General features: G+C 36.8%; 11 protein-coding genes and 1 riboswitch. Of the genes, 5 read left to right on the forward strand and 6 right to left on the reverse strand.

Going from position 1 to position 13,025, the window contains the following annotated elements; translation table 11 throughout:
* Positions 1-40: 40 nt before the first annotated feature.
* The 3 genes from OCV53_RS01940 to OCV53_RS01950 all read right to left on the reverse strand — a co-directional run bounded on the left by OCV53_RS01940 (position 41) and on the right by OCV53_RS01950 (position 4,147).
* Positions 41-235 (reverse strand): hypothetical protein, encoded by a 195-nt coding sequence (locus OCV53_RS01940; RefSeq protein WP_022375525.1) that lies wholly within the window; start codon positions 233-235, stop codon positions 41-43.
* Entirely contained in the window at positions 216-2,999 is a 2,784-nt protein-coding gene (locus OCV53_RS01945) for a YhgE/Pip domain-containing protein (RefSeq protein ID WP_022375526.1), read from the reverse strand. The genes OCV53_RS01940 and OCV53_RS01945 overlap by 20 nt, the downstream gene beginning before the upstream one ends.
* Positions 3,000-3,214: 215 nt before the next feature.
* Positions 3,215-4,147: a glycosyltransferase family 2 protein gene (locus tag OCV53_RS01950; protein ID WP_055196401.1), complete on the reverse strand. Its 933-nt coding sequence runs from the start codon at positions 4,145-4,147 to the stop codon at positions 3,215-3,217.
* 167 nt (positions 4,148-4,314) lie between these two features.
* Between OCV53_RS01950 and nudC the strand changes: the two genes are divergently transcribed.
* Positions 4,315-5,268 carry an NAD(+) diphosphatase gene (gene nudC / locus OCV53_RS01955; protein ID WP_022375528.1) on the forward strand — a complete coding sequence of 318 codons (954 nt, stop codon included), beginning with the start codon at positions 4,315-4,317 and terminating at the stop codon, positions 5,266-5,268.
* 138 nt (positions 5,269-5,406) lie between these two features.
* A complete protein-coding gene (locus tag OCV53_RS01960) occupies positions 5,407-5,937 on the forward strand; it encodes a class I SAM-dependent methyltransferase (protein WP_022375529.1) in 531 nt (176 codons plus the stop codon).
* 49 nt (positions 5,938-5,986) lie between these two features.
* On the opposite strand, the gene spoIIR is transcribed toward OCV53_RS01960, so the two are convergent.
* Together spoIIR and OCV53_RS01970 are read right to left on the reverse strand one after the other, a co-directional pair.
* A complete protein-coding gene (spoIIR, locus tag OCV53_RS01965; RefSeq protein WP_242852083.1) occupies positions 5,987-6,538 on the reverse strand; it encodes a stage II sporulation protein R in 552 nt (183 codons plus the stop codon).
* Between the two features lie 194 nt (positions 6,539-6,732).
* Positions 6,733-6,815: riboswitch (ZMP/ZTP riboswitch) on the forward strand.
* Positions 6,816-7,006: 191 nt separating this feature from the next.
* The gene (locus tag OCV53_RS01970) at positions 7,007-8,749 is read right to left on the reverse strand and encodes a 1-deoxy-D-xylulose-5-phosphate synthase (protein ID WP_055196402.1); all 1,743 of its coding nucleotides are present in this window, start codon (positions 8,747-8,749) and stop codon (positions 7,007-7,009) included.
* Between the two features lie 133 nt (positions 8,750-8,882).
* On the opposite strand from OCV53_RS01970, the gene OCV53_RS01975 reads away from it, so the two are divergent.
* The 3 genes from OCV53_RS01975 to OCV53_RS01985 are packed head-to-tail and all read left to right on the forward strand — an operon-like array spanning position 8,883 to position 11,337.
* On the forward strand, positions 8,883-9,878 hold the full coding sequence (locus tag OCV53_RS01975; protein ID WP_081019880.1) for a TAXI family TRAP transporter solute-binding subunit: 996 nt from the start codon (positions 8,883-8,885) through the stop codon (positions 9,876-9,878).
* Positions 9,879-9,897: 19 nt separating this feature from the next.
* Positions 9,898-11,085 (forward strand): sodium/glutamate symporter, encoded by a 1,188-nt coding sequence (gltS, locus tag OCV53_RS01980; protein WP_022375533.1) that lies wholly within the window; start codon positions 9,898-9,900, stop codon positions 11,083-11,085.
* 21 nt (positions 11,086-11,106) lie between these two features.
* The gene (locus tag OCV53_RS01985) at positions 11,107-11,337 is read left to right on the forward strand and encodes a hypothetical protein (RefSeq protein ID WP_055196403.1); all 231 of its coding nucleotides are present in this window, start codon (positions 11,107-11,109) and stop codon (positions 11,335-11,337) included.
* A gap of 97 nt (positions 11,338-11,434) precedes the next feature.
* On the opposite strand, the gene OCV53_RS01990 is transcribed toward OCV53_RS01985, so the two are convergent.
* Positions 11,435-12,808, reverse strand: coding sequence for an MATE family efflux transporter (locus OCV53_RS01990; RefSeq protein ID WP_055196404.1), 1,374 nt, complete (start codon positions 12,806-12,808; stop codon positions 11,435-11,437).
* Positions 12,809-13,025: the final 217 nt, after the last annotated feature.

Below are 13,025 nucleotides of genomic sequence, written 5' to 3' on the forward strand. Positions count from 1 at the left end.
TGTCCTTTTCCTAATAACCTAATAACTTATTTATTTTTGATTATTTAATCTTGATCGTGATAGTTCTTGCAGATTCCTTATCGCTATTGTAAATAAATACTTTCGTTGTTCCTACTGCTTTACCTGTGATAATTGGGGTAATATTCTGTGTCTTGCTTTCTCCTTCTGTCATTGTCACATCACTAAGACTTAATAACGCTAACTGCTCACTTTTTTTAATGTTGTGGTGCTCCATTAGGTTCTAATGTTCCTCCAACCTGTTTCTTCATTCTGAAACGGTAGAAGATGATTGTTGCTAATGTAGACACAACTAAGATTCCAACGAATACTGCGACATCCTGTCCGATCTGTCCATCCATGGATAGTGTATGACGAAATGCGTGTACTGTGTAGCTGAATGGCATATATTTGTGTAATACTGTGTAGAAGTGTGGTGCCATATCCAGTGGATATGTTCCTCCTGCTGCACCTAACTGTACGACCATGAATACTAACATGACGAAACTTCCAACACGGTTTAATAACATCTCACCAAAGCAGATCAATGACATAAATGCCATAGATGCCAGGATTGCCATTCCAAATGTCTTTCCAACATAGTGTGGTTCCATTCCATTGATTCCAATTAAAACGGCTACCATGATCACTGCCTGAACAATTGATACTGCTGCCATGACTGTGACTTTGCTCAGCCACCACTGAAGTCCACTCTTGACTTCTTCGTTTTTCTCCATTAAAGGATACATTAATGTAAATGCCATACATGCTACAAATAATCCAACGGACATCATATAAGGTGCCATTGCGTGACCATTGTTATCAACATGTGAGTATTCTACATTCTTTGCTTTTACTGGTGCTGCAAACATCTTGTTTGTTTTGTTTGTAGCTTTGATATCATTTACCTGATCTGCTCCTTTTTGTAAGGAATCTTTTAATATCTTGCTTCCATCCTGAAGTGTTGCGATTCCATTTCCAAGAGTTGTAGATCCTGCTGCAAGCTGGCTTGATCCATCTGCGATCTGTCCGGCTCCAGATGCTAACTGTCCGGCTCCGCTGTTTAATGTATTGTTGTTTGCAACTAAAGTTGCTGTTCCTTTTTTCAATGTTTTTGTTCCATTATAAAGCTGTGTTGTTCCTGACATAAATGTTGGAAGATTTGAGCTTACTTGGTTGATTCCATTGTTGAGCTGTTTTGCTCCGCTGTTTAATGCTTTGGAATTATTCTTTAATGTTGTAAGTCCTGTATTTAAGCTGCTTACGCCTGCTGTGTAATTTGCAATTCCAATCTTTAATTGTCCTGTACCTGTACTAAGTCCAGATTCTAATGTTGAAATTCCTGTATCTACCTGTGAAGAACCACTCTTTAACGCTGTCAATGCCTGTATCATTCCCATTGTTTCTGGAGTTTTTCCATGCTTGTCTAATCCTGTTTTCACAGTTTCTAATCCTGAATACATTGAAGTTACTGCCTGTGAACCTTTTGGCAATACTTTTTCAGAACTTGATGCTAACGCTGATACCTGTTGTTTTACTGCGGCTAATGTTTCATCTGAAGAAGCAGACTGTGTACTTACTTTTGTTGTTGTAGTTGCTTTTTCCTGAGATGCTTTCTGTGCATTTGTATATGTTTCATCTACATCTTCTTCTACATCAGATGCTGCACTTTCAACTTCACCAATCTCTGATAAAAGCTGTTCCTTTTCTTCATCGGATAACTTGCTTAATGCAGAAGAATTTTTTAATTTACTTACTTTACTCTGTAATGTGTTAACTTTTTCTTTTACAGCTGCTGCACTTTCTGCCGCTTTTTTACTGTCTGTATTGTCTACTGTTGTTGTTGTAGTTTTTGTTGACTGTGTTGTTGCTGCACTTCCATTCAATGATTGATTTAATTTCTGAATACCCGCATTTAACTGAGTCATTCCAGCACTTAACTGATGAATATCGGTTGATTCTGGAAGTTGTTCTCCAATCAGGTCTGAAGACTGTTTCGCTGCCTTTAATACTCCATCAATTCCAGTTGTTAAAGATCCTGTTCCTTCTTTTAACTGTGCAGTTCCACTTTTAATTCCCTCTGATAACTGGTCTACTCCTGATGTTAATGCTGTATTTTTAGCAACAAGCTGTTTGCTTCCAGCCTGTGCTGTGCTGACACCGTTTGTATACTGTGCGATTCCAATCTTTAATGATTTAGAACCCGTTGATAACTGTGTTGCCCCGCTTGAAAGCTGTGCAACTCCGTCTTTTAATGTCTTTGTTCCAGATTTTAATGATTTTGCTCCGCTGTCAACTTTGGCCACACCATCTGTATATGCTTTTAATCCTACAGAAAGTGATTTAGCTCCATTCTGGAATGTTAATGTGCTGGATGCGAGTTTGTTTAAATTCTGCTCAATTGTGTCATTTCCAGCTTTCAGTTTCTTCGCTCCACTTTCAATCTTTCCTGATCCATCGGCTGCTTTCTGGAACCCAGAGCCTGCAGTTTTGATCTGAGCAAATACTGTTTTTACATAAGTTTCTGTTACTTTTTCTCTGACTGACTTTTCAATCTTCGCCATAGCACTATCATCCATCTTGGATGCTACATAGTTTGTACCTGGATTTGTCTTGTATATCAGTTTCATCTGTTTTGGATTCTTATCCATTAATGTTGTTGCATTCTTTGAGAAGTCTTCTGGAATGGAAATGATCATATAATATTCTCCACTCTCTAATCCTTCTTTTGCTTTCTTATCACTTACAAAACGAAAATCAAGTGATCCTGAATCTTTCAGATTCTTCACCAGATCATCACCAACTTGTAATGTCTTACCCTCGTATTTTACCTTCTTATCGTGATTTACCACTGCTACTGGTAATTCGTCTGCATCTCCGTATGGATCCCACATAGATCCAAGGAATACAGATGTATAAATTGCAGGAATCGTAATGATCGCGATCAAAATGATAATCATCCAGGGGTTCTTTAAAATTTTCTGCCATTCTCTTTTTAACATGATCACAGCTGCTCCTTCCTTGCATTATTGTTACTATCAAAGAGGTTTCTTCTCCTTAAATCATTCGTTATTATATGCACTTTCTTGATAAAAGTCAACTATTTATTGAACGTTGGTCATTTTTATTTTTTGTACAATTGGTCATTTTTTGCTAAAAAGAGAAAAAAAATATTCTTCCTTTATATATATCTCATAAAAGAAGAATATTTCGTATCTTATTTACTTTCTTTTTTAATGTAGATCGGACGTTTCTTTGTCTCTAAATATGTCTTAGACAAATACATTCCTACAACTCCGATTCCAAGTAACTGAATTCCACTTAAGAAACTGATAACACAGATCAATGACGGCCATCCTGCGACCGGATCTCCAAATATTGCTGCTCTTATGACAACAAACAACAGGAATAAAAATGCGATGATACAAACGATCACTCCGATCAGTGATACGATCGTAAGCGGCACTGTGGAGAATGCAATAATTCCTTCTAATGCATATCGGAATAATTTCCAGAATGACCACTTTGTCTCTCCTGCTGCACGTTCTACATTCTCAAATTCAATCCATTTTGTTTTAAATCCTACCCATCCAAAGATACCTTTTGTAAATCGGTTATATTCTGGCATGGAAAGGATTGCGTTAACCATATCTCTCTTCATCATACGAAAATCTCTGGCTCCATCTACGATATCAGCATCAGAGATCTTATTGATCAATCCATAAAAACGTCTTGCGAAAAATGAGCGGATCAGTGGTTCTCCCTTTCTTGTAACACGTCTTGTTGCCACACTATCATATCCTTCTTCCTCGATGCTTCGGATCATCTCTGGAATTAAATGTGGCGGATCTTGAAGATCAACATCCATTGTCACAACATATTCACCATTGGCATGTTCAAATCCTGCATACATCGCAGCTTCTTTTCCGAAGTTCCTGGAAAATGATACATAATGAATACATTCATCCTGTTCGCTTAATTTCTTTATAACTTCTAATGTCTTATCTTTACTTCCATCATCGATAAAGATAATCTCAAAGTCAATTTTCCCTTCTTCTTGTTTCCTTACTTTCTGCATCTCCTCATAATAAAGCGGAATTACTTCCTCTTCATTAAAACATGGAACAATGCAACTACATAACTTACTCATATGTGATCCTACCTTTAATTGTATATATCTTTCACTTACTTAGATAGTATATCACTTCTGTTTCGTTTTGTCTTTACTTAGTTTTTATCTAGGATTTTTTACATGATTCTGATATGATAATATTGTTTTTTATTTACTATATATAGAAAGGAATGGAACAACCAACTATGATTCAAGATATTTACCCTCATAAATTAGACAATCACTACGATCCAGCCAAAAAACCTGATGCTGACAGTATCATTTTATATTTCACAAAGGATGGCCTTCTTCATCGTTTATTAAAGAAATCTGATCTGGAAGAAATGGGGCAGGAGAATCTCTTTTTGCCTGATGAAATGATCCATACTGGAGATGGCAGAAAACTTGCAAGGCCTACTCTTTTAAATGAAGAGGATTTATTTTTATCTTTTCCCCGCCTAAGTGATTTTGTAAATGATGCTCATGTTACAGAAGATACTCTTACTTATCTTTTTTCTGTTGACGATGATGATTACTTCTTATTAAATAAAGATCCTGAAGAGATTCCTGAAGGTTATAACTTCTGTACGGTACGTGATCTCCGCAATCAGCAGATCGGTCCAAAATACCGTACTTTTGCTGCGATCACAGGTCTGCATCTTTATAACTGGTACCGTACCAATCGTTTCTGTGGCTGCTGTGGTCATGAAACTGTCCATTCTTCTACAGAACGTGCCTTAAAATGTCCTTCCTGTGGCCATCTGATCTATCCAAGAATCGTACCTGCAGTCATTGTCGGAGTTAAAAATGGTGATAAACTTCTTCTTACCAAATACCGCAAGGGATTTACTCCATTCGCCCTGATCGCCGGATTTACAGAGATCGGGGAAACTCTGGAAGAGACAGTCTCACGTGAAGTTATGGAAGAAGCTGGACTTCGTGTAAAAAATATTCAGTATTACAAATCCCAGCCTTGGGGTGTTGTTGATGATCTGCTTGCTGGATTCTACTGTGAAGTTGATGGTGATACCGGCATTCATATGGATGCTTCTGAATTGAAACTTGCAGAATGGAAAACACGAGATGAGATCGAATTACAACCAAATGATTTTAGTCTGACAAATGAGATGATGCGTGAGTTTAAGGAAGGAAGAATTTAAATCACAATTTGACAAATTCTGTATCTATGCTATAATCACTCCTTAGTGCTCTCCTTTCCAAAGATACCATTTTCTGGTATTATTAAGAGTAACAGGGAGATGCCATATAAACCACAAGGCATACGAAAGGAGTTTCTTATGAGAGATGCTTTACGGGATGAAATGATCAAGAAGATCTGTATCAGAGATGCAGACAATATATTAGATGTCGGTTGCGGTGATGGTACTTTTTTACATGAACTGACTCGTTGGAAAGATGTTGAAGGATATGGAATTGATGAATCTGAAGATAAGATTCTTGAGGCAAGGTCAAACTGGCCAGACCTTCATTTTGAGACAAGCTACAGTGATTTCCTTTCTTTCGATGACAATAGTTTCCGTGTGATCACCGTTTGTGATGATTTCCATACATTCAAAGATCCACAGAAGTTTGTTAATGAAGCTTTTCGTGTTTTAATTCCTGGTGGAAGACTTTATATTGGTGAGTCTGCTCTGCCTGATGCTCTGCGAATTGTTTCTAATATTCCATCCTATTTAACTGCCGGCGACAACCGCAGACATTCTACATATGAGACTTTAGGATATTTTAAGAATGCAGGACTTACAAAATTCAGAGTATATAAGAAGAAACGTTTACTTCTTGTCTCTGCAAAGAAACCATTAGCATAGAATACGTAACTTTAAGATGGAGCGGTACAATTTGACCGCTCCATTTTTCTTATGCTTTAAACAACCATCCAAGATATTTATCTTTTGTAATTTTCTCAACTGCTTTTTTTCCTAAAAGTTTCTCCATCTTTTTTCTTGCCGTATTGTTAATTCTTACTTTGTCATCTTTTGTTACGCATAGATCTGGAAACATGACACACCACCAGTTATGTCCTTTTGCCTCTCCAAGATCAATTCTTAATGCATCGTAGATTCCTTCTGGAAATGTATATTGTCCGTAAGTTTTCTCTGGGAATTTTTCCTGTACAAAATGTACTTTTACCTTTTGTATAACTCCCTCTTTCTTTAATATTTCCTGTGCCGTATTTTTTATACTATCTTTTTGTTTTTTTAGGATGTCAAATGCTTCCTCTTTTGTATCTGCCTTATCCATCATCTGACTGACTTTGCTGATCACAGCATCTCTTACTTTTAATTTACACGCCTGATCAAAGCTGCTGCCACTGTTTGCTCTGACATGGAAACGGATCAGATTATTTTTTAAATTTTGCTGTATTTTGTTTTGTTGTATTTTATGAAAAGTATATCTTTGCCATATCATGATGCTTCCAGCAATTATGATAAAGAAAAGACATCCTCTGATCATGTTTTTTTTGTTCATGCTCAAAGGATGCCCTACTTACTTGTTTTTATTCATCATCATTTTATAATTGTCTGAAATTTCATACAAAAATATTTGTATTTTCTTAAAATTCTGGCTTGACGAATCTTATCAGTTATAGTAACCTAATACCCATGAGGTCATATGACTGACGGAGCACGTGGAATCAACCACATGGGAGTATGATCATTAATCGCCGGCCGTCTGGGCAATCTTGTCTGGACGTGCGGCGTTTTTTAGTTTGTTACTACATTTTAGACAGAATGAAACATCTGTCAGCCCTAAAAAATCACTCAATTTTTCTCTTTTTTAAATTTTTCACTTAACACGCTCCACCGTCCAGATTTATATTTGTAATAAAAAAAGAATCCTGTTATTTTCAGGATTCTTTTTTATACTATTTAAATCTTACAGATCTTCTACGATCTGCTCAACTGTCAATCGATTCTTCTTAAGCAATTCCTTCACATCATAGCGATCTAGCAATTCTTTCTTAACTCCATAATTCAATACTTTCATATCAGAATTACCATAAAATCTTGTAATCTTCTCGCCAAATCCACCTTCTAAGAATCCATCTTCTAATGTGATCACTACATCATGATCTTTCTTAAGACCTTCTAATAATGCTTCATCAATTCCTGTAATATAATATGGATTGATCACAGTTGCTTTTGTTCCTGTCTTTTCTTCTACTGCTTTCGCAACTTCACATCCCATGTTGTAGAATGTTCCAAGTCCGATGATCGCAACTTTGCTTCCTTTTTGTGTTACTTCATATTTATTTAACTGGCTGAAATCTTTTGTTACTTCTTTGCCATCTGAGATCATTTTCCCTCCTGGCAGTTTGATCGCTACTGGATACTGGTCCTGATCGATACTCCAGTCTAACATTGCCAGATATTCTTCTTTGGTTGTTGGGGCAAGATATACCAGATTCGGAATATTGCTCATCATTGGAATATCCTGTAATCCAAGATGTGTTATATCATTCATTCCATATACGGATCCCCAGAATGTAACGATCGTTGCTGGATTGCTGTCAATGCAGAGATCCTGTGTGATCTGGTCATATGTTCTCTGTACGAATGTTGAATATACTCCATAAACTGGTTTTCCACCACCTGCTGCGATTCCGGCTGCCATTGCCATTGCTGTTTCTTCTGCGATTCCAACATCAATAAACTGTTTTCCAGCTTCCTTACGTTTGTCTTCTGTGAATCCCATAACGGTTGGTGTTGCTGATGTGATAGCTACTACCTTTTTGTCTTCTCTCATTTTCTTTAAGAGATAATCTGCTGTTACACTTGAGAAATCTTCTCCTTCAAATGAATATAAAGGTTTTCCTGTTTTCACATCAAATGGAGCACAGTAATGCCAGTCTTCTTTATGTTCTTCGGCTAATTTATATCCTTTTCCTTTTTGCGTATTAATATGAACGACAACTGCTTTTTTTGTATCTTTGACCTGTTTGAATGCTTTGATCAGATCAGCAATTTTATTTCCTTCTTTGACATAAATATAATCTAATCCCATGGCTTTGAAAAGATTGCATTCTGCTTCCCCATTTGTTTCACGAAGTTCTTTTAAATTTTCATATAATCCACCATGGTTTTCTGCGATCGACATATCATTGTCATTGACTATGATAATTAGATTTCCACCTAATTCTGCTGCGTAATCAAGTCCTTCTAAAGCTTCCCCTCCACTTAAAGATCCATCACCGATCACTGCAATCACATTTTCATCTTCTTCTTTTAAATCTCTTGCTTTGGCAAGTCCTAATGCAAGACTTACAGAAGTTGATGTATGGCCGATCGTAAAATGATCATGTTCACTTTCTCCTGGATTACTGTATCCTGATACATCATCATAATGTTCTTCGTATAAGAATGCATCTTTACGACCAGTTAACATCTTGTGTGGGTAAGACTGATGAGAAACGTCATATACGATCTTATCTTTTGGTGATTCAAATACATAATGCATAGCGATCGTTGCTTCTACCATACCAAAGTTTGGCCCAAAGTGGCCTCCATGCTTACTTAATTTTTCTAATAATGCCTTACGAATCTCTTCGGCAAGGACATTTAACTGCTCATCGGATAATTTTTTGACATCTTCTGGTCCATTGATATTTTCAATATACATGCTCTTTCTCCTTATCTGATTTTTATTCGTTTTTTTATTATATAAGTTGGAGTACACTCTAAGTCAAGATTTTTTATCTTTTCGAAATAGTAATTTAATGTTAAAATAATAACATACACTGAGCAAATAAATAATAAGAGGTGATACTTTGAAGAAAAAACTTACAATCCTTTGTGCTGTTGCAGTCATGATCTGCACATGCCTGACTGGATGTGGGGTTAATGCCGGGAAGATCCGTTTTGGGTCTGCTGGTATTGGTGGTACTTATCAGGTTTTTGGTGATACTTTTGCAAACCTTGTCACATCCAAAAGCAAAAACTATAATATCGAAGTAAAAACAACTGCTGGTTCCGCGGCGAACCTTCGTCTGTTGTCAAAAGATTATATCCAGATGGCAGTTGCCCAAATGGATTTGATCAATGATGCATATGAGCGCACTGGTATTTTTGAAAATGATAAAAAATATCAAGGATATAGTGCCATTGCTTCGCTTTATACTGAAGCGTGTCAGATTGTCGTACCTGCTGATTCATCAATCCATTCTATTGAAGATCTGGAAGGAAAGAAAGTCAGTATTGGTGAGGAAGAATCTGGAACAGAACAGAATGCTATACAGATCTTAAGTGCTTACGGATTAAATGAAAAGCTTGTTGATGAAGTAAATCTTGATTACACAAACGCCGCAAAGAAATTGAATTCTGGTGATATTGATGCTCTTTTCTGTACCGCTGGAGTACAGACAACTGTGATCAACGAATTAGCAAAGCAACGTAAGATCCGTCTTATCAGCCTTGACCAGAAAGGTATTGATCGTCTGAAGAAGTCTTATAAGTTTTACACAGAATACTCAATTCCTGCAAATACTTATACTGATCAGACTCAGCCTGTAAAAACTGTCGGTGTTAAAGCGGTACTTCTTGCAAGTGACAAGTTGTCTGAAGATACGGTTAAACAAATCACAAAGATTCTGTTTGCAAATGAACAGAAGATTCAGTATGCACTCCCTGTAGATATTTCTCTTGATGAGAAAACTGCTGTAGAGGGAATCACGATTCCATTCCATGATGGTGCAGCTGCTTACTACAAACAATATGGAATCACGGTAAATACAGAGAAAGGAAGCAATTAATCCGCTGCGGTATAAATAAATGACAATACAACTAGATATGTATCAGACGATCGCGGTCGCCGTAGTCGTTTTGATGTTAGGAAACTTTTTAAAACACAGAATTGCAATCTTAGAACGATTTTGCATTCCTGCACCTGTTATCGGTGGTGTTATCTTTGCAGTTTTTACATGTATCTGCTTTGTAACAGGAATCGCCGAATTTTCATTTGATGATATTTTGAAAGAAGTATGTATGGTATTCTTCTTTACTTCTGTTGGATTTCAGGCAAACTTAAAGGTATTAAAAAGCGGTGGAAAATCTTTGATCATTTTCCTTATGCTTGTGATCGCTCTGATCGTAAGTCAGAACTTCCTTGCAGTCGGCCTTGCCAAAGTACTTCATATCAGTCCTTTGGTTGGTCTGTGTACTGGTTCTATTCCTATGATCGGTGGTCATGGAACTGCCGGTGCTTTCGGCCCTGTTCTTGAAGACTTTGGTGTAAAAGGAGCAAGCACACTATGTACTGCTGCCGCAACCTTCGGTCTGATCGCAGGAAGTATCATGGGTGGACCTGTCGGCAAACGACTGATCGAGAAAAAAGATCTATTAAAAACTGCTATTCCTGAAGATGACAGCCTTTTGGTAGAAGAAGAAAAGAAACATGAACGTCACACCAGCATGTATCCAGCTGCTGTATTTCAGCTGATCATTGCTATTGGTATTGGAACGATCATTTCCAAGTTCCTATCCATGACAGGAATGACATTCCCAATTTATATTGGTGCTATGATCGCTGCTGCATGTATGCGTAACATCGGTGAGTATTCTGGAAAATTTACAATTTATATGGGTGAAATCAACGACATCGGTGGTATCAGCTTATCCCTGTTTTTGGGAATCGCCATGATCACATTAAAATTATGGCAGCTTGCAGACCTTGCACTTCCACTGATCACATTACTTGCAGGTCAGACAATCTTAATGTTCTTCTTTACATATTTCGTAATATTTAATATCATGGGAAGAGACTATGATGCTGCTGTATTATCTTCTGGTGTCTGTGGTTTCGGAATGGGAGCCACTCCAAACGCCATGGCGAATATGCAGGCCATCTGTGAACGTTATGTTCCATCTGTCAAAGCTTACCTTCTGGTGCCTTTGATCGGTAGTTTATTTGCAGACTTCTTAAACAGTCTGGTAATTACATTTTTTATCAATTTTCTATAATCTTAAAGGGAGTCAATGAAAATGTTTGGAAAGAGAAAAAAGAAACGTGATGAGATCAAAAAAAACCTCAGAGAAAAACTAGACTATAAAATGAAAAGCGAGAATGTTGCTATCCCAGAGATCCACACAAAGGATTTTGATGAGATAGAAGAACAAATTGATGAACAGGAAGTTGAAAAAGAAGAAGAACATTCTATTCTTTATGATAATGTAGCAATTCCTGAAGTTCATCTCCACAAAAAGAAAAAATGATCAAGTCTTAGATTTTATTTAAATCAACTATGAATCAAAAATGTCGTATGTCAAAATAATTTACTGACATACGACATTTTTATATATTATTTGATATTTATGCTTGTGCAATCTTTTTTCCGTACAATTGTTTTCTCACAAAGTAATAGCAGATAACCTGTAAGATGATCGTTATAATCCATGATACCGGATATGAAATAAATAAAATATCTAACGACCTGTGACTTGGGAAGATCCAGAAGATCCATACGATTCTTGTTCCAACCGTTCCAATGATCGAAAGGATCATCGGCACACCAGAACGCCCCATTCCACGCAACGCACCTGGAAACAGATCCATGAATCCACATAGGAAATAGGTTACTGTTGTATATAATAAGATTTCCATTCCACACTGAATAACCTTTGGATTGCTTGTATAGATCGTCAAAAGTTTTGGTCCAAAGAAATATGCACTATTTCCAAGAATCATCATTGCTATAAATGATAAAATCAAACAATCAATCAATACTCTGTCCATTCGTTTCCATTTTCCAACGCCATAATTCTGGCTTGTAAAGCTCATACATGCCTGAGTTACCGCATTGACTGTCACATATAAGAAGCCAAAAATATTATTCGCCGCGGTATATCCAGCCATTGCGATCGAACCAAATGAGTTTACAGATGACTGAAGCAGTACATTTGAAAAGTTAATGACTGTGCTCTGGATTCCTGCTGGAATTCCTACTTGGAAGATTTGTTCTAAATACTCTACGTTAATCTTTAATTTTGAAAATCGCAACTGATAACTTGTCTGTGACTGATACAGGCAGCGTAATACAAGAACACTTGAAATAAACTGCGAGATCACAGTTCCGATCGCTACTCCAGCTACTCCAAGATGAAAAATGATCACCAGACACATATTAAGTCCTGCATTCGCGATTCCTGCTATGATCAGGAAAAATAACGGACGTTTTGTATCTCCAACGGCTCTTAAGATTGATGCACCATAATTATAAAGCATAAAAAATGGCATTCCCATAAAATAAATTCTCATATAAAGTGTTGAAAGATTGATTACATCATCTGGTGTATCCATCAGTTCTAACACTGGTTTTGCAAAGATCAAACCTACAAATACCATTATAATCCCGCTGATCAATGCAAGTGTGATCGCCGTATGTACAGTCTCTGACATCTCTTTGTCCTTACCCGCTGCATAAAATCTCGCTGATAATACATTCGCTCCCAATGAGATTCCAATAAACAAATTGGTAAACATATTGATCAGGGCTGTCGTAGAACCAACTGCTGCCAATGACTGGCTTCCACTAAATCTTCCAATTACGATAATATCGACTGCATTAAACATCAATTGCAGGATTCCTGATAACATCAACGGTAACGAAAATGATATTAGTTTGTCCATGATCGTCCCATTGCACATATCAATTTCATATTTACTGCGTTTTGTTATTGAACTCATAATTCATCCTCTTCTTATTATTTATAATGAATCTTTTCCAGAATATCATCTTGTATACCCGTTCGCTGACAAGTACATCATACACATCTGATTGCTTTTTTCTTTTTCATGAATCTGATCTGAAACTATGGAGATTAATCTTCTTTGTTTGGCATATAATTTAATCGTATTAAACACTCTCTGATAAACAACTTTGCCATCAAATGGACTTATCTTG

Origin of the sequence: Anaerostipes amylophilus, from assembly GCF_025567365.1 — a bacterium.
Lineage (GTDB): Bacteria > Bacillota > Clostridia > Lachnospirales > Lachnospiraceae > Anaerostipes > Anaerostipes amylophilus.

Coding starts and splice junctions, on each gene's coding strand:
- OCV53_RS01990 (WP_055196404.1), bottom strand. CDS start 12,808: ATGAGTTCAATAACAAAACGCAGTAAATATGAAATTGATATGTGCAAT.
- OCV53_RS01950 (WP_055196401.1), bottom strand. CDS start 4,147: ATGAGTAAGTTATGTAGTTGCATTGTTCCATGTTTTAATGAAGAGGAA.
- OCV53_RS01940 (WP_022375525.1), bottom strand. CDS start 235: ATGGAGCACCACAACATTAAAAAAAGTGAGCAGTTAGCGTTATTAAGT.
- nudC (WP_022375528.1), top strand. CDS start 4,315: ATGATTCAAGATATTTACCCTCATAAATTAGACAATCACTACGATCCA.
- gltS (WP_022375533.1), top strand. CDS start 9,898: ATGACAATACAACTAGATATGTATCAGACGATCGCGGTCGCCGTAGTC.
- OCV53_RS01985 (WP_055196403.1), top strand. CDS start 11,107: ATGTTTGGAAAGAGAAAAAAGAAACGTGATGAGATCAAAAAAAACCTC.
- OCV53_RS01945 (WP_022375526.1), bottom strand. CDS start 2,999: ATGTTAAAAAGAGAATGGCAGAAAATTTTAAAGAACCCCTGGATGATT.
- OCV53_RS01970 (WP_055196402.1), bottom strand. CDS start 8,749: ATGTATATTGAAAATATCAATGGACCAGAAGATGTCAAAAAATTATCC.
- OCV53_RS01960 (WP_022375529.1), top strand. CDS start 5,407: ATGAGAGATGCTTTACGGGATGAAATGATCAAGAAGATCTGTATCAGA.
- spoIIR (WP_242852083.1), bottom strand. CDS start 6,538: ATGATATGGCAAAGATATACTTTTCATAAAATACAACAAAACAAAATA.